General features: G+C 48.1%; 12 protein-coding genes and 1 pseudogene. 7 read left to right on the top strand and 6 right to left on the bottom strand.

Features of this window, described 5'->3' with window-relative positions:
* Positions 1-20: 20 nt before the first annotated feature.
* A pseudogene (locus tag ACYVRB_RS01315) lies at positions 21-1345 on the bottom strand (MFS transporter).
* A 167-nt stretch (positions 1346-1512) separates the two neighbouring features.
* A complete protein-coding gene (locus ACYVRB_RS01310) occupies positions 1513-2865 on the bottom strand; it encodes an MFS transporter (protein ID WP_461213231.1) in 1353 nt (450 codons plus the stop codon).
* Between the two features lie 207 nt (positions 2866-3072).
* Here ACYVRB_RS01310 and ACYVRB_RS01305 point away from each other — a divergent pair, with 207 nt between their 5' ends.
* Together ACYVRB_RS01305 and ACYVRB_RS01300 are read left to right on the top strand one after the other, a co-directional pair.
* On the top strand, positions 3073-3285 hold the full coding sequence (locus ACYVRB_RS01305; RefSeq protein ID WP_461213072.1) for a hypothetical protein: 213 nt from the start codon (positions 3073-3075) through the stop codon (positions 3283-3285).
* The gene (locus ACYVRB_RS01300) at positions 3243-3404 is read left to right on the top strand and encodes a hypothetical protein (RefSeq protein WP_461213071.1); all 162 of its coding nucleotides are present in this window, start codon (positions 3243-3245) and stop codon (positions 3402-3404) included. The genes ACYVRB_RS01305 and ACYVRB_RS01300 overlap by 43 nt, the downstream gene beginning before the upstream one ends.
* A gap of 57 nt (positions 3405-3461) precedes the next feature.
* Here ACYVRB_RS01300 and ACYVRB_RS01295 read toward each other — a convergent pair whose 3' ends face one another.
* On the bottom strand, positions 3462-4220 hold the full coding sequence (locus ACYVRB_RS01295) for a sulfite exporter TauE/SafE family protein (RefSeq protein WP_461213069.1): 759 nt from the start codon (positions 4218-4220) through the stop codon (positions 3462-3464).
* A gap of 52 nt (positions 4221-4272) precedes the next feature.
* Complete coding sequence (locus ACYVRB_RS01290) at positions 4273-5046, bottom strand: ElyC/SanA/YdcF family protein (RefSeq protein WP_461213230.1); 774 nt, start codon at positions 5044-5046, stop codon at positions 4273-4275.
* A 12-nt stretch (positions 5047-5058) separates the two neighbouring features.
* Here ACYVRB_RS01290 and ACYVRB_RS01285 point away from each other — a divergent pair, with 12 nt between their 5' ends.
* A complete protein-coding gene (locus ACYVRB_RS01285; RefSeq protein ID WP_461213068.1) occupies positions 5059-5589 on the top strand; it encodes a hypothetical protein in 531 nt (176 codons plus the stop codon).
* 24 nt (positions 5590-5613) lie between these two features.
* On the top strand, positions 5614-9186 hold the full coding sequence (gene pglX, locus ACYVRB_RS01280) for a BREX-1 system adenine-specific DNA-methyltransferase PglX (protein ID WP_461213066.1): 3573 nt from the start codon (positions 5614-5616) through the stop codon (positions 9184-9186).
* 64 nt (positions 9187-9250) lie between these two features.
* Here the strand turns inward: pglX (ACYVRB_RS01280) and ACYVRB_RS01275 are convergent, their stop codons facing one another.
* Positions 9251-10327, bottom strand: coding sequence for a site-specific integrase (locus ACYVRB_RS01275; protein ID WP_461213064.1), 1077 nt, complete (start codon positions 10325-10327; stop codon positions 9251-9253).
* Positions 10230-12389, bottom strand: coding sequence for a BREX-1 system adenine-specific DNA-methyltransferase PglX (gene pglX, locus ACYVRB_RS01270; RefSeq protein ID WP_461213062.1), 2160 nt, complete (start codon positions 12387-12389; stop codon positions 10230-10232). The genes ACYVRB_RS01275 and pglX (ACYVRB_RS01270) overlap by 98 nt, the downstream gene beginning before the upstream one ends.
* A 123-nt stretch (positions 12390-12512) precedes the next feature.
* Between pglX (ACYVRB_RS01270) and pglZ the strand changes: the two genes are divergently transcribed.
* From pglZ to ACYVRB_RS01255, 3 genes are all read left to right on the top strand, one after another.
* Positions 12513-15041: a BREX-1 system phosphatase PglZ type A gene (pglZ, locus tag ACYVRB_RS01265; protein ID WP_461213060.1), complete on the top strand. Its 2529-nt coding sequence runs from the start codon at positions 12513-12515 to the stop codon at positions 15039-15041.
* Complete coding sequence (brxL, locus tag ACYVRB_RS01260) at positions 15031-17076, top strand: protease Lon-related BREX system protein BrxL (protein WP_461213059.1); 2046 nt, start codon at positions 15031-15033, stop codon at positions 17074-17076. Before pglZ ends, brxL begins: the two co-directional genes overlap by 11 nt.
* 101 nt (positions 17077-17177) lie before the next feature.
* Entirely contained in the window at positions 17178-18083 is a 906-nt protein-coding gene (locus tag ACYVRB_RS01255; protein WP_461213058.1) for a restriction endonuclease, read from the top strand.
* Positions 18084-18122 lie beyond the last annotated feature (39 nt).

Here is an 18122-nt window from a genome sequence, read left to right as displayed (position 1 = left end):
AATCGCATTCTTATCTCGCCTTATTTATTGGCAAAGGCAACGTTGATCGTTGCCAGCAAAGCAATCACCATAAACACGACCATGATCACAAGCGAATGGTTATAAGCAAGGACTGGATCGCTGAGCCCTGCCGTCAGCATCGTGATCAATGCCAGGCCGGCAGAACTGCCGACTTGGTGCATGGTATTGACGACCCCAGAGGCTGAGCCGGCGATATCGGGACTCGTGTGTGCGACGCCGGCGACAGTCAAGGTACTCATCGAGAGTCCTTGGCCGACCCCCAAGATGACCATGGGCAACGCCAGCCCCCAGAGATAGCCGCTTTGGACTTTCAGGATCGCGGCCATTACCATCCCCGCCGTAGTGATGAACGTCCCGGCAATCATGATCTGCGTGTTTGAAAACCGGGCACTCAACCGCGAAACCAGCGTTGTGGAAATAAACTGCGGCAGCGTCTGTGGGAGGAAGCCCACCGCGGCCATCAGCGGCGTATCGTGATAGACATTTTGCATGGCTTGTGGCGTCAAGAAGAAGTAAGAAATCATGGCCCCGAGGAAAAAGAACCGAGCCAAATAGGCACTGCTGCGCTCACGATCTTTGAAGAGCACAAGCGGCATTAACGGTTGGGCCGTCCGCCGTTCCTGCCAGATAAACATCAGGATCAGCACGATCCCCAGCCCAATCAAGGGAATTGGGTGCGTGGCACCGTTGATCCCATAAATAATCGCGACGGTACCCAGTACCGATAAGAGCGCGCCGAGCCAATCAATGGTACCGTTTTGACGCGCACTGTGCGGAATAAAACGGATGGTTAAAATAATCATCAAAATGCCGACAGGGCCGTTGATCAAAAAGCCGATCCGCCATGAAAAGTAACTGGCGATCAAGCCCCCGAGAATAAGGCCGACACTGGCTCCCAGACCACCGGTCGCACCATAGTAGACGATTGCCCGGGTGCGCATGGTGCCGGTGTAGTTGTCCATGAGCAGGGCGAGTGTCGTTGGCGCCAAGATCGCCGCGCGACTCCTTGCACCGCGCGCATGGCAATCAGCATGGCACCGGTGGGCGAGACGCCGACCAATAGTGATGCGGCACTGAAGAGCACGAGGCCAATTAAAAAAATTTGCCGGCGTCCGAAGACATCCCCAGCCCGTCCGCCGAGCAGGATAAAGCCGCCGAAAGTGAGGGCATAGGCATTGCTGACCCAGGCCAAAGTTTGCGCGTTCAGCGATAGGTCTTGTGCGACTTTGACTGAGCTGGTAAAGACGATGGCATTATCCAGGAGAATCAAAAAAAAACTGATTAAAACAATTGGCAACACGATGCTAAACTTTTCTTTTTTCACAAGCTAACGCGGGCTTTCTGGATTGATAATGTCACTAGTATAAACTATACAGCAACTGGACACTCAAGCCCATTTCTGAAAATATCCTGACAGGATGTGGATACGGTAAAAAAGCACGCGCTCACCAATCGGTGGACGCGTGCTTTTATGGTGCGACGTGGTGATGGTTAATGCGCATCCGTCTTGTTAAGTAAGACCCAGTAAAGCCCAAAGACGATGACGCCCAGAATGGTTAGTAGCCAAAAGGCTCGCGCACTGCCGGCCGCGATATTTTGGGCGTGACTCAAGTCAGGGCGGTGGACCGACGTCATCAGCAGGGACAACACCGTCGTCCCGATCCCACCGACGGCTTGCTGGCCCATATTGTATAAGGCGTTGGCGTCGGTTTGCAGATCCTTGGGCAGTGCCTTGAGACCATAGGCGACCGAGTTGCTGAAAGCCATCGAGCGGCCGATGGAAAAAATCAGGTAAGCCGCCATGATCCCCACCGCGCCGAGCACAGGAGCGAATGCCGCCATGGCCAAGGCGGCAAGTGTAAAGATGACATCCCCCAGCAACAGCGGCAGGCGCCCGCCAAAGTGATCCAGTAGCCAACCGTAGAACGGTTGCCCAAGTCCGTTAAACGCAGACCCTGGGAGAAGGACCAACCCGGCGATCAAAGCCGAGGCGCCGAAGACGTCTTGAACATAATTGGGGATCAGGAAATTGATGCCCACGTTGCTGAACTGCAAACTGATATAGGGGAGAAAACTGAACAAGAAAGCCGGTTGCTTGAAAACCGCGAGTGAGAATAAGTAACGCGTGCTGGTGCGCGAAAGCCACAGAAACCATCCCATGCACGCGATAACGACCAGCAACAGTAGCGCCACGACCAGCCAGCGGCCTGTGCTCATGGTGGTCAACCCCAGATTCAAAGCGACCAAGGCGACAGCCAGCAGCCCGAACCTGACCCAATCAAAGGTCAAGCGGCTCTGAGGCGAATATTGGTGAATCTGGCCGCTACCCAAAATCAGCAGCACTACCGCTAGCGGTAGTGTCAACCAGAAGATCATCCGCCAGCTGGCAAAGGCGGTGATGGCCCCGCCAAAAGTGGGCCCAAGCGCCGGTGCGATCATGATGATGACGTTGGAGATGCCGATATACACCCCGAGTTTTGCCCGCGGCACGACGTCGAGAATGATGTTGACCATCAGCGGCGTGCACAGCCCGACACAGCCCGCTTGGATCAGCCGCCCAACCAGCAGCTGCGGGAACGTCAACGCGGTCGCACATAGCAGGTCGCCGATGATGAAAAGCATGGCGGCGGCGGAAAAAAGCTGGCGATTGGTGAAGCGTCGTTTCATATATGCTGACGTCAGCATGACTAAGGCGGCGGCGAGCAAGTAGCCGGATGTGACCCATTGCACGGTTGAAAGCGAAACGTGAAAGGCTTTCGTCAAGATTGGAAACGTGGTGTTCATAGACGTTTCAGTGAGTACGCCAACGAATGACATGAGCGCCACAATGGCAACGACAAACATCGGTTTTTGAGATTGGTGGGTGGCAGACAAAAAGCAGGACTTCTTTCAGAAAAGTAATGATACTATTATAGACTATTTTCACAATGAGCGTAAGCAGTCCCACGATGGCCGTAAATATGGTCCAAAAAGTCCGTCACGGCGCCGTGTTTCCATATTTTTGTCCCTTGAGATTAGGTATAATCAACTTGATTGCGAGGGGGTAGCGTCATGAGTGAAAGGCAAGTCGAACAGCTGGTGAATAACGAATATCCGAACGTGTTGCAACTGATCCAAGACGGGTTGACGGAGGCCGGGTTTGTCGCCAATGGGGCGAAGTTGTTGGCAGAGCGTGACGGGCGGCCTGTGTTTGCGCTTTTCGGCCCAAGTCGCGCGGGTCGTTGCATGACGATGCCGCGTTTGCCGCAGATTTTGCGGCATTAGTCAACGCGGGCATCGTCTGGCCGCTCAAGTATGTGCCTGACGCGGTGGTGGCTAAGTTGCGCAGGCAAGCTGACGTGACGCCCGAAGCCGTCGCCAAGATGCAGGCGCTACACCGATAAACGTTGCACGATCGCAGTCACTAAAAAGGGCGTGAGGTTGAACCCCACGCCTTAATGTTAGAAATATGCTGTGTAAAAGAAGTAACCGGCCAGCCCGAAAGCCGCGATGCCAATGGTGATGCGGATCGCGCGCTGCGGCAGGTGGCGGACCACCATCGGCCCGACTATGCCGCCGATGAACATCCCCAGCCCCAGCGGGATCACCCACAGCCAATAGACGTTCGTCGTGAACGCATAGATCACCAGCGACACGATATTGGCCGCAAAGGTCGTGAAGTTTTTCAGCGCGTTGGCCACGTTAAAAGTCAGCGGCAAACTGACCGACAAGATCGCCAGCATCACGATGCCCGCTGCGGCGCCGAAGTACCCGAGGTAGACCCCGACCAGGCCGATGAAAAGGTTGCGAACGACCACGCGCCAGCCGGTGACGGCGGCATCGACGGTGGTTTGGCCGGGCTGATGCCACGCGGAATACAGCATCAAGCCACCGGCGATCGCAATCAGAAACGGCACCACCTTGGCAAAGCTTGCGGCCGGCGCGATCGCCAGGATCAGCGCGCCCAAGATGCTGCCGGCGACGGTGTAGCCGGTGATGACCAACATTAAGCGGCGGTTGGCGCGCAACTCCTTGGCAGAAGACAGCCCGGCGCCGACGCCGGTGAAGATCATCGCCGCAGAATTGGTGACGTTGGCGGAAACCGGCGGGACGCCCAGCGCGATCAAGACGGGGTAGGTGATTAAAGACGCCATTCCCGCCATCGACGACACTAACCCGCCACCTAAACCTGCCAGCAACAAGATCAACGCGGTTTCCATTAGCCCATCCTCGCTTTCGACTCGTTAGTTCTATTATAAAGCAAGTGGGCGCTTAGCGGCTGGCGAAGGCCGAGTTGGCCGGGCGCTCGGCGTCTGGAAAAGCCGCCAGCACGGTTTGGTAGGCAACGCGGACAGCGTCGGGGATGGCGACATGGGCGATAAAGTTCTTGCCGCGCGGGCCGTAGCCGGTTGGTGTGTCGCTGAGGCGCGCGATCTCGCCGCACAGCAGCGAAACATAGTGGGCCAGCGGCCACATGCCCAGCGGCGGATCGATGAACGTCAGGTCTTGCGCGACTTGGACCCGATATGTTGCGTAGTTGACAATCGTCGCTTCTGGGACGAACTTACGCAAGGTCGCCGCCATCCGGCGTTGCATGGTCGCGTCTTGAAGCAACAAGTATGATTGCGGCTGATAATGGTTAGCGGCCAACAGCGCTAACAAGTTGGTGATGTTGTTGCCGCAGTTGGTCGATTCCCGCTCCAGCCAGTCGACACGCAGGCCGTAACGCCATTGCAAAAAATTGGCGAACAGATCGGCTTCTGTCGTTGCTTCTGGCACCTCAGGATAAGCGCGTTTCATCTGCGCAAACAAGGCCGCAGTCGTGTGTCCGAAGCCGCCGACGATTACGTAGCGACGGGCGAGATGTGCCTGGATGGCGTGGGCGAACACGTCGCCACCGGCGATGATCGACCCGCCAAACAAGACCGCCACATCAATTTGCGGCTGGTCGCCGGTTGGTTTGAGACTGGGTAAATCGCGCGGCCCGCAAAACGCGGCCAGCGTGTTGATGGCGTCTGCTCGAACCGTGCAAAAAACAACGTGCACGAGCTTAAAGAATTGAATGACCAGTTCAAAGATACGTTCAGCGTTGCGTTTGATCGCGTTCAAAGTCAGAAGCTGGATGAAATCGATGAGATCAAGAAGAATGGCTTAGACTATCTAAAACGTCGAGATGACGTTGATGCAACGGTCCGAGATGTCAAAGAACGAACGTTTACTGCCACAATTGACCGAATTCGTAAGGAAGCGGATCAGGCGAACGCTTTGGATGATTTGAACGTGACGACCAGCAAGGCGCAAACACAACTAGATATCATGATTCACCAGATTGAAAGCTTACCACCAGTTGAGAAGGAAAATCATGATAAAGTAACGCCATCGACAACTGATCCTGCTTCAGTTTCGCCAGTAGAACCCACAAAGCCCGTGGTTCAAAAGCGTATCCGCACTTTGCACGCGCGTCAGGTGATTACGGTCAGTCAATGGCGCATTGAGAATGATGCAGACATCGATCGCTACATCGAAAAGCTTCGAGGCGAACTCAAAGCCAAGCTTGAAAATGTTGATGAAATTGATATCAACTTCTAACTATAAAATGGACAGGGAGCAAGAATGGATAAGCACGCAATCAATAAGTTTGCTGTACAAGCACGCCGCGATCTGATCGCAAGCACTGCACAACGATTAGCACTCTTAGGAATTACCCAGGCCGGTGCATCTGAAAAAGAAGCACGCTCAACAGCCTCTGCTGAGTTCTACGCTGGCAATGAACAGCCTCTGGAAGGGCGAGACATTCTCAGACGTGCCGACCTGGTGAAGCGGTTGAACGAGATGGCGGCCAAGAGCGATTGGAAGACAGCCTATCAAGACTTAGTTGAAGAAGTCGCCTACACCTGGTTTAACCGTATCATTGCGATCCGCTTCATGGAGATCAATGATTACCTACCAACAGGCGTTCGCGTATTGTCTTCAATTGAGAATCGGAACGAGCCCGATATCATGCACGACGCACTGGATTTGGAAGATGAATTAGGGGGATATCGGCCAGAAGAACTCGCATTGATCCAAAAGGCGCAGGAATTGCAACAGCCTAATGATTTAGATGCGATGTATCAGATGCTTTTTGTGAAGCAGGTTAATAAGCTCAATGAAAGCTTGCCTAAGCTCTTCGAAAAGACTGACGATTTCATGTTACTTTTGTTCACTCCCAGCTATAATCGCGGCGTGATTGCGGATCTTGTAAAGGAGATTCCAGAAGCTGACTTCGACATTGCTAGTGACGATAGTCAGGGGCAAGTCGAGATTATTGGGTGGTTGTATCAGTATTACAACCAAGAACCCAAAGATGCTGCCTTCAAGAAAAGGAATTATTCGCAAGCAGACATCCCTGCTGTGACGCAACTATTCACGCCCGACTGGATTGTAAAATATCTTGTTGAAAATTCAGTTGGCCGTATTTGGATCGACCACTTACAAGCTATTGGTGACAAGCGCACGGACCGAGATTTGGCACAATCTTTCTCATGGCACTATTACATGTCAAATGCCACACAACCGGATGATGTACGACTCCAAGTACACTCCCAGAATAAAAGTCTTGCTAAGTTAACGGCGCAAGATATTACGGTTGTTGATCCTTCCATGGGCTCTGGCCATATCTTAATCTATGCATTCGATGTTTTAATGCAGATTTATGTCACCGAAGGCTATTCTCAACGTGAAGCCGCTCGTCAAATCTTGGTGCACAATCTCTTCGGTGCGGATATTGATACTCGAGCATTTCAATTGGCATATTTTGCAATGATGATGAAAGGTCGTCAGTTTGATCGCCGCATTTTACGGTCAGATATTAATCCTCACGTTATCGATATTCCGGAAGTAAGTTGGACGCAAGATGATTTGAATCTAATGTCAACTGACCCAGATATACTTAGTAGGTTGGAGTCGGTTAGCTCATTGTTCCGACACGGCAATGAGCTTGGATCGTTGATCAGTATTGACTCTGCAACTAGCGTCATTACGATGTTACATCGTCTCGTCGAGGGTGATCTTTCAGGTGAGCAATTGACGTTAGAGAGCTCGAGGCGAGATACGCTCATCACGCAACTTGCCGCAGTTATTAAAACTCTGGAGATGCTCTGTCACAAATACCTAATTGGAATTACGAATCCTCCCTATATGGGGTCTGGCAAAATGCCAAGCAACTTGGCAGAATTTGTTAAAAAGCACTATCAAAATAGTAAATCCGATCTTTTTGCTGTCTTTATGGAAAGATTGCGTGAATTTACGATAGATAATGGGTATTATGCAATGATTACCCAACATCAATGGATGTTTCTGTCTAGTTTTGAATCGTTACGCAAATCGTTGTCTCAGCAGACCTTTATTAACCTGGCACATCTTGGCACTCGAGCGTTTGAAGAAATTGGTGGAGAGGTTGTACAGTCAGTATCCTTCGTAATGCGTAACTCCGCCATAAACAATTTTGTTGGCACATACGAGCGTTTGGTTGATTTTGATTCCCAGAGTAAAAAGGAATCTGCGTACCTTAAGGCAGTCAACCAACCGGATGTTAAATATTTGTATCGTGCTAACCAAGCAAACTTCCAGAAAGTTCCTGATGGCCCACTTGCATATTGGCTTAAGCAAACAACCTTTGATGCATTAATTTCTAACCCAAGAATTATTCAAAACTGGAAATCTGCAGGACGATTGAAGACTCATGACAATAACCGATTCTTAAGATTGTGGTGGGAAATTGTGATTTCGAGTCGATGGAGAATTGCCGCCGACGGAGGACCGTTTAGACGATGGTATGGAAACAACAATGTACGAGTCGACTTTAACCGACACGCACGGGAACTGTATAATGCCAAAGGTGGTTTACCAGAACTATCATTAACGGAAAAGACAGGCATAACTTGGAATTTGATAACATCGGGTACCAATACATTCAGAATAAAGCCTGAGGGTCAGCTATATACTTCCGCTGCACCAACGATTGTGGAACTGAAGGAAAGCCCAGAAAACAGGCTATTATCATTATTGGCTCAGCTAAATTCCAGCGCAACTGCATATTTATTGAAAGCTTTTAATCCAACTTTAAACACCACTATTCATGATGTGACAAATTTACCTATTCTGAGATCAGAAAGTCTGACTAATAATCTGGCAAAATCAAATATCATTCTTTCAAAGACTGATTGGTGCTTGTTAGAAACATCGGCCGAGTTCTCAAGCCAACCATTGATGCTTCATATCGCTGAGCATAATCGAAATTGGACGATCAAGGCCGCCTTTACCCAATGGGCAACAGAGGCAGAGGATCGGTTCAATCAGCTGAAAGCTAATGAAGAAGAACTCAATCGTATTTTCATTGACCTTTATGGTCTTCAAGATGAACTGACACCAGAGGTCGCGGATAAAGATGTGTCTGTTCGTAAGGCAGATCTTTCTCGGGATATCAAAGCTTTTCTTTCGTATTTCATCGGTGTCGTTTTTGGCAGATATTCGCTGGATGTTCCTGGACTTGCGTTCGCCGGCGGAGATTGGGATCCAAACAAGTATCAGTCATTCAAGCCAAACTCAGATGATGTAATCTTGCTTACCGACGAGGACTATTTTAATGATGAACGGGATATCATCAATCGATTGAAGGAGTTCTTGACTGTGACCTTTGGCGCAGAAAAATTGGATGAGAACTTACGGTTTATCGCAAGTGCGCTTGGTAAGAAAGGCGATACGCCAGAGGCACAGATCCGTAAGTACTTCCTTGATGACTTCTACAAGAAAGACCATTTGTCTACTTACCAGAAACGGCCAATTTATTGGCAATTGTCTTCCGGCAAACAAGGTGGCTTCCGAGCGTTGATGTACCTACATCGCTATGATGAGAATACGTTCGCAATGGTGCGGACCTCATATCTACATCCGTTACAAGAAGCATATGGGAACCGGCGGACACAATTACAGAAGATGATTGAAGTCGAGACGAATACCAAGCAACGTAATCTGATGACCAAGCAGGTTGTCAAGCTGGATAAACAACTTGACGAAATTGCGAAATTCGATAGCTCGCTTCAGCACGTTGCGAATATGCACATTGCGTTGGATTTGGATGATGGCGTATTGGTTAACCATGAGAAAGTTCAAGGTGGCCAGAAACTACTCGATCCACTGAAATAATGAAACGTCCTCCAATCGTGATGAGATTAGGGGACGTTTTTGTGCCAATGAAAGTGCCAATTTTCTAGAGTGAAATTATGTTGATGATTTTATCCGTATCCTCTTCTTCCAATTCCTTAATAACGTGCAAGTATGTTGATTGAGTCGTCGTAATATTTGCGTGACCAAGACGTTTGGATACAGTTAACACGCTTATTCCCTGATAGAGGAGTACTGATGCATGGGTGTGACGCAAGCCATGAAAAGTTATCCGCGGAAGTCCTAGAGCACAGAGTATACCAGTGAGTGTCTTGTTTATTTCGGCGCTGACGGGTACTCGTCCATCTTGGAGAAACAGTGGGGAGTCCGGTTCAACATCGTGTACTGAGATGTACGTGTTGAGGGCTTGACATGTATGTTTATCAATAGCGATCTTGCGGACTGAACTCGGGGTTTTGGTTTTCTTAAAACCTGTGTGGTATTTATAATCCCAGGTCTTGTTGACGTCTAAAGTGCATGTGTTGCTATCCAAATCTCGACGCGTTAAACCGACGATTTCTGCATAACGCATGCCGGTTACTGCGGCGATGTAGATAATCAGCTCTTCGCGATTATCGAGGTCAAGATGCTGGATTAGCGTACGCCATTCTTTAAAATCGAGGGCTTTCTTTAAATGCTTTAGCTCGTGACCGCTGAGAACAACTTTACGGGTTGGATCTATGGGAATGATCTTTTCGTCGAGTGCATCAAGTATTGCAGCGTGGATCTGTTTGTGAAAGGTCGCTACCGTCCGGGGCGCATGATTTTGTGCAAATTGGTTAATGGCTTCTTGGTAATCTGAGCGAGTGATGTCTTTTAACAGTTTGTGACCGAATAATCTTCTAATATGTTGTAGCGTGTTGTCGTACTTAATCAGCGTGATTGAACTTACTGAGTTTGCTTTATAAAGTTTGATCCAGCGATTAAAATAATCGGCAAGTGGAATATCGCCGACCTTGTAATGGCGTACAGTGATGTAGTTTGATTTGATTTCACTGGCTGCTAGTTCAGCGTCACCCTTAAATTTAAAACCAGATTTTCTTAGCTTCTTGTACTTTCCGTCGAAATCTTTGTAAGAGATTTCGTATTGCCAGACATTGCCTCGTTTTCGATAACTTACCATAAGTGTCAACACTCCTTTGTTTGATATAAATAATAAATTGGCACAAAATTGGCACGATGGCGCACCTTGGCCTTAATTTATTAAGGAGTGCGAGTGTATGCTCAGCAATTACCAGCGGTGATTTTTGAAAATCACTCGATGCCATAGACGAATCCCAATCATCTTTAGCAATATTTATACACTGATTTGCTATATCGGATACTGTATTAATATATTGTAATGGTTCTCTATATGGTAACAGTGCAACTTGGCCGTTGGTATAATGCATTGTTGGCATGGTGAGTGATGCAAGATAATTGAAGACTTTTGAATTCATATATGCAAGCATCGGAATAATATTATTTCCGAAGTACGATGGACCAGATGCATCAAATATTGAACCTGACGGAGAAAACCGAGCTCCAAATTGACCGCTAGTCAGATCAGTCCAAGTTATTGACTCGATAAAGTAAAATCGTTCATTCCTGATATTTGCTCTCCCGGACGATTTTATAGCCCTACCATTGTCTTCCCAGTTAATGACATAATCTCTATTTCCGTACCATTTTCTAAAATTTCCGCCTTTGTTGAGTGGAATCCATTTCGACTTATTGATGTTAATCTCGAACCAGTGTCTGTAAAATAACGCATTATTCCCAGTATCCAACCCTTTTTTCGCATTGCCAACATCTCTAATTGTCTTCCGAGATGAAAATACATCAAGTGTTGATTGTGGTGCCCAGTATACAACTGGGCTCCCAGGAATCTTTGCAAAATTCGTTTGGTTAGAACTGTAGAAATATGAAACATCAGGATTATCAATCGCTTCGAGCACTCGATCTTCCTGAACTTTCATCCCACCTGTAAACTCAGTCAGGCGAATGTAAGATCCTGTATCATCCGAGCTCCGTCTATTTTGAAGTACAAAGCTATCTATCGTTACAAACGCCTCATCAAAGAACGCATGTGTTTCCATCTGAATAAGGCTTGGAATATAGAAATTGGCTAATAAAGCAGTGCGAAGCTTTTCGAACGTTTTGATAAACATCCAGACCATCGGTGTCATATATGCTGCATAGCCATTCTTCACCGTCATATTAATATTCAGCCAAATAAACACTGAGAACAAATCACCTGAATAATCCTTATAATGTTTCTTAACGTAAGTCTTCAGTGTCTTATCCATCTTGTTTAGGTACGGTGGGTTTGTGACGACAACGTCGTATTTGGCTTGCATAATATCAACAATCTGGAGTAAACGACGTAATTGTGCCAAATTGCGCTCGTCAACAAACAAATTGTTTGTACCATTCGATAACTCGTTCAGCTGCTCAAATAATGACCTTGTGTCAAAGGTATGCTCAAAGTGAATAATTGATCCCAATGTTTTAGCATCGATAAAGCTATCTCTGATTTCTGTGATTGTACTGAGATCATTCTCTGATAATCCAAGATGGCCTAAGAACTCATCAGAAAGGTTCTTGGCGTCTTCAAAAACAAACAGATTCAAATTTAGGTCTCGACTCAGCGCACGACGATCATACTGTCGAACCTTCATCATGATCGCAAAATATGCGAGCTGATAGGCACGCTTATCAATTTCCAATCCATAAAGGTTTTGAGTGGCAATTTGTCTGGCAGCTTCACGCCTGGAATAGCCTTGCTCGTCGTAGATTTTCATCAAGACATCAAAGGCGTAAACCAAGATGTGCCCTGAGCCCATAGCGTTATCCAATATACGAAGTGCTGAAAGATCCAGCGGTGTGCCAACTGGATGCAGCTCTCCAGGTAAGAGATACTTAAGTTGATCAGCCAATTGAGAGTCTGGTGTGTGTTCAAGATAGTAACGGCCTAAGGAGTTGTCGACCATGTACCGGACGACCCAATCTGTCGTAAACAGTTGCGTTGCAGCCGGAATGTCCCGTTCCTTGACGGGACCGCCATTGATATCAACGACTTCGTGGTGAGGTTCTTGGTTGTAATACTGATACAACCACCCAATAATCTCGACTTGCCCCTGACTATCGTCACTAGCAATGTCGAAGTCAGCTTCTGGAATCTCCTTCACCAGATCCGCGATCACGCCGCGATTATAGCTGGGAGTGAACGATATCTGGCGAGTTTGCTAGTCATTGAATCTATCGTTGGTTATACTTAAGTATTAGGAAGAGCGGATTTTAGATAATTAGAATGGAGTAGACAGCGTATGGCTGAATTGGAACTGGCGCAGGTTGTCACAGGGATCGAGGCACTTTTCACAGAAAGCAATCACTTCGTATTCTGGTACGACGAGCAGGGAGACTTTAAGGACAATATTCCTGCAATCGCAGATCAGCTGGAACAGAAAGTGATCGTCATGAATGAAGGAACACAGTTTGCAACCAAGCTCCAGCTGACGACGCTGGAACGTGAGGGACAATCAGCTTTGGTGTACTCTCCAGCACCGCGACCAGCAATCGAATTGAACCTTCTGGAGGACTTCTTACGCTACTCTAAGACTTATGCTGCCGATGCGTTGACGATGCTACAAGAAGAACTGGGCTTGCAGCGGAGCGATCGGGCATTCCTAGAAAAGTACGCCAGTTTCTTTGCAAGCAAGGAACGCAAGCAACGGTTCGTTAAACTCAACTACAACCACCAGCCACTCGAACTGGTTTTGCTAGCGGCGTTAGCCAAGGCATCTACCCCTGCGTTAGGGGCAATTTTGCAGGTGATCTGTCGAGGATCCCTGGATGAAGACAACGAGACCCTGGCTTTGTTTGCCAAATATGGTGCGCTGGATGTTTTCTGGGATTTTGTGGAGCGGGCTTATGGGTTTTCAAATACTCATCGGACACCGCTGTACCTGTTTGCAGCAATGCTGTTGAATATGGCGTACGATCAAGCTGATCGCGAGTTGCCGACTAGTCTGAGTGCCTATGCGCTTAGTCGGGCTAATAACGCGGTCACGTTTATTCAAAATACGCGTAACCTAATTAGCGGGCAACCAGCTATTCAACAAATTGCGACTGCGGTTTGGGATTTTGTTCACGGCCAGACGCTTTTTGGCAAAATGGAGCCAGCCCAGCTGGCCAGAATAGATGCTTTTCCACAAATCGATGGGTTGTTAAGCAAGTGGGTGACTGAGCGGATTCTGGCTGATGATTATGACGTTCGCATCAATCGCCAGTCATTGACTGAATTAATCTCATCTCGGTTGACGATGGCTTATGGAACGCAGTATGCGTCAGCTTATGCGATTCAACGCGACGCTTTAGCAGTTCTGACTGCAAAGTCTGCGACGTCTTCAGCAGATCTGGCGACTGCGATTGATCAGTACGTCAATACAGATTATCAAATCGACACGAATTATCGGGAATTCACAGCGGCTTGTGCAGTTGTCGACCCAGCCATCGAGTCGCTGACAGAAGGAATTCAGGCGAAGGTTGAGAATGCCTATTTGAATGACTTCTTGACGCCATCGATTCGAGATTGGAATACGGTTTACTCGCCGGATGCTGTGCCAAGCGATGCTTACCAGCGCAACTTTTACCGGCAGTATGTGTCCATTGATGACGACCGTACTCTTGTCTTGATCTCTGATGCTTTTCGTTTTGAAGCTGCCAGAGCGTTGCAGGATGAGCTTGATGCACGTGATGTGATGACAACTGAAATGCACCGGTTGATTACAGGCTTGCCATCAGTGACTTATTTCGGCATGCCTGCGCTTCTCCCTAATCGCGATCTGCAGTATACAGATGACAAAAAAGTGTTGGTTGACGGGCAACTCGTCGATAACACTGAGAAACGGCAGCAGGTTTTACAAGCAACCAATCCTGATAGTGTGGCCGGATTGGTCAAAGACTTCGTGGCGATGACAAGCCAGGAGCGCAAAGACTTTTTGAACGGCCAGAAGGTGGTTTATCTGTACGATAATCGAGTCGATACAACTGGTGAAAAGTCAGTTACCGAACAAGAAGTGTTTGCAGCAACTGCGCGGGCGATCGATAACTTGGCGCGGACCATTGAGATCTTGCGGAATGTCTCTGTTCGCCACATTATTGTCACTGCAGACCATGGTTATATTTACCGGCATTCTGCGCTAGACAGCGCTAACAAGATCGAAGTCTCTCAGCAAGCTTCAGATGCTGCCGGTGTGATTAAGAAAGAACAGCGTTACGTGCTATCGGAACGGCCACTCGAGGTAGTAGGAACGGCACATCAACAGCTTGGAGCCTTGCTGGGCAATGACGACACGAGATGGGTCAACTATCCAAAGAATTTTGATATCTTCCAAGCCCCGGGACCAAGCCAGAACTATGTCCACGGTGGAAGCTCGGCACAAGAGATGATTGTTCCTGTGTTAGACGTTCGTACGGCAAGTGGTCGCTCATCGGCAGAACCTGCTCGTCTACACGACGTTACTGCGGCACGCCGAATCACTGCTAGAGATGTTGTTGTGCAATTGATGCAAGATGATGCAGTGGGTGAGTTGGTTACCGCTGCTAATTACCAAGTTTATTTTGTTGACGATCGTGGCGAGAAGATTTCTGGTGTTCGACGGGTGGCTGCTGACAGTCGCGAAACCTTACCAACAGACCGAATTCAGCGTGTTCGCCTGACACTTAAGGATGCCAAATATACAAATGGCCGCAAGTATACGTTGATTATCCGTAACGATGATACAGATCAACAGCTTGAGACGTCGTACACGATGGACATGGTGATCGGAGGAGGCTTCGGTTTTGACATCTGAAGAACAGCAACAACGCCAAGACGCTATTCAAAATAAGCTCGAACAGTTCTTTCCCGGGCGTTTCGTGCGCAAGGACTTGACCCAGCGCATCAAAGAAGGCGCCAACGTGCCGACATACGTGCTGGAGTTCTTGCTGGGTCAGTATGCGAACGGTTCGGATCCGGTCGCGATTGAGCGCGGTGTGGACAATGTTAAGCGGACGCTGGCAAACAACTACGTGCGGCCTGATGAAGCCGAGAAGATCAAGTCTAAGATTCGCGAGAACGGTGCATACACAGTCATCGATAAGCTGACGGTGTCCTTAAACACGCACGAGGATCGTTATGAGGCGAGTTTTGGCAATCTTGGTATCGATGGCGTTCCGGTTGATGAGTCGTATCCGCAACAATACGAACGGTTGCTGATCGGCGGGATCTGGTCGATCGTTCGTCTTAGTTATGACCATGAGAGCGACGACCATTTTAATGTTGAAGAGCTGACCCCCATCCAAGTGCCATTCGTGGATATGGCAGAGGTCTATGTTGGCCGCAAAGCGTTCAGCACGGATGAGTGGATCGATCTGCTTCTGCGATCGATGGGGATGGAACCGGATGCCTTTGATGAGCGAGTAAAGTGGTTGCTGCTATCCAGACTGATTCCATTAGTTGAGAATAACTATAATCTTGTTGAGCTTGGGCCTCGCGGGACGGGGAAGTCGCATGTTTATAAGGAGCTTTCACCCAATTCCATTCTGGTTTCTGGTGGTCAGACAACGGTGGCAAACCTCTTCTGCAATATGGCCCGTCATGAAGTCGGTTTGGTTGGGATGTGGGATGTCGTTGCCTTCGATGAGGTTGCGGGAATCAACTTCAAAGATCAAGACGGAATTCAGATCATGAAAGACTATATGGCATCGAACTCTTTCGTTCGCGGCCGTGCTGAGATTCAAGCCCGTGCCGGGATGGTTTTTGTCGGAAATATCAATCAAAGCGTTGATGTGCTGCTGCGGACCTCTAATCTCTTTGAACCGTTCCCGGATGCAATGGGAACAGACACGGCGTTCTTGGATCGGATTCATAACTATTTGCCTGGCTGGGAGATTCCAAAGTATAAGCCGAGCTTCTTCACTGCGGGATTCGGGTTTATTACAGATTATCTTGCAGAGATGATGCGCGAGCTGCGGAAAATCTCGTTCGGGGATGCTTTTGACAACGATTTTGCGCTTGGTAATCAGCTTAACCAGCGCGACACGATTGCGGTACGTAAGACAGTGTCAGGGATGATCAAGCTATTGTATCCTCATGGTGAGTTTGAAAAAGCGGATGTAGAAAAGATTTTGACGTTTGCGTTGGAGATGCGGCGGCGCGTGAAGGAACAGCTCAAGCGAATTGGCGGTATGGAATTCTATGATGTTAACTTCTCTTATATTGACCGAGAGACCCAACAAGAGACTTTTGTTGGTGTGCCAGAGCAAGGCTCCACGACGTTAATTCCAACCGGAACGGAGAAACCAGGTTTTGTCTACACGGTGCAACGAGATGCTGCGGAGCGCCTGAGTCTGTTCAAACTTGAAAGCCAAGTGTTGGCCGGTTCGGGAAAGCTAGAAAAAACTGGGATTGGTAGTAATCGTCAGGCACGGGAAGCCATGGATACGGCTATGCGGCTCTTGCAATCAAGTTATGCCCGAATCGATCAACGTATTTCACCGAACCACCATGATTTTGTCTTGCATGTTGCCAATCTCAATGCGGTTGAACTGACAGGTCATATAGCTCTCGCAAGTTATATTGCACTGGTTTCGATCGGCACCGGTCGTGCGACCATTGATAGCCTAGCTGTGCTAGGGGATGTCACGATCAGTGGAGTGGCAGCAAAATTCGATGATCTTGCGGATCAATTGCAGATCGCGAGCGACAGCGGGGCGAAGAACATCTTGTTGCCGATCAGTTCAGTTGAGCAACTGCCGTTGGTGCCATCAGACTTGGTTGCAAAGTTTAATTTGAATTTTTATTCTACCGCGCAAGAAGCAGTGTTTAAGGCATTAGGGGTAAATTAATTCGCAATTATGATGTGGACGCATATTGGCACCCGATATTTTCATTAATTGCTTGTGAAAGAAGGATACAACGATTCGGTTGAAGTCGTTGATAATTAATTATGGAATATAAACGTAGGAGTGCAAAGAAAGCAATAATAATTGCGCTACGTACAGTAGGCGGTGTCGCATCGCGAGATAAGCTACATAACACGATCGCAGATGATGAACATAGTGGATTCACATATAATGATGTGTTTGCGCAGGTGACGTCCAAGCGAACAGGCAATAAATATACACCGTTTAATTATGATTTTAATTTTGGCTTGCAAGAACTTGCAATTACTGGTTACATTGAACCAATGCATCGTGGCGCAGACATTGTCCTGACGGAAAAGGGACGGACGGCTGATCTCTCGAAATTTCCAACTGCGGAAGAACAAAAGCAAATGACTGCTTATTGGGAGGAGAAAAAGCAAATTCGTATCGCGCGACAAGCAACTAAGAAGAAACCGTTGACAAGGGTTGCTGAAGATTCTGACGATGAGGATGAAACTGAAGAACTTGATTGGAAAGCACAGTTGCTAGATCAGCTGAAGCAATTCTCCTCGTCTAAGTTTGAGAGCTTTGCGCGACTCCTAATCTCAAAGATGGGTGTCACAATTGATAAACAGCTGGGCATTATAGCAAGTGGTGATCATGGGATTGATGGTTATGGCTACTTCGAATCCGATGAGTTCCGGACCGCTCGAGTTGCAATTCAGGCTAAACGATACACCGACGTTGCGGTTTCTGAGCCTGAGATCGATAAGTTTAAAGGTGTCATGGACGGGTTTAATGCTGAGTATGGTATTTTCATCACAACAACTCATTTTACCGAAATGGCCAAAGCAAAAGCTGTCCAAGGAACGAGAACAGTGACGCTTATTGATGGTCAACGGATTGCAGATCTTGTGGAGCAGTATCAATTACACGTGACGCCTGTTCAGACGTTTAGTTTGGATGACTACTATTTCGAACAAAATTAGGTAAGACGCTTATAACTAGTTTCTTAACAGCGATATACA

It is taken from the genome of Lacticaseibacillus boliensis (genome assembly GCF_054784775.1).
This window is presented reverse-complemented; position numbering and strand designations above follow the sequence as displayed.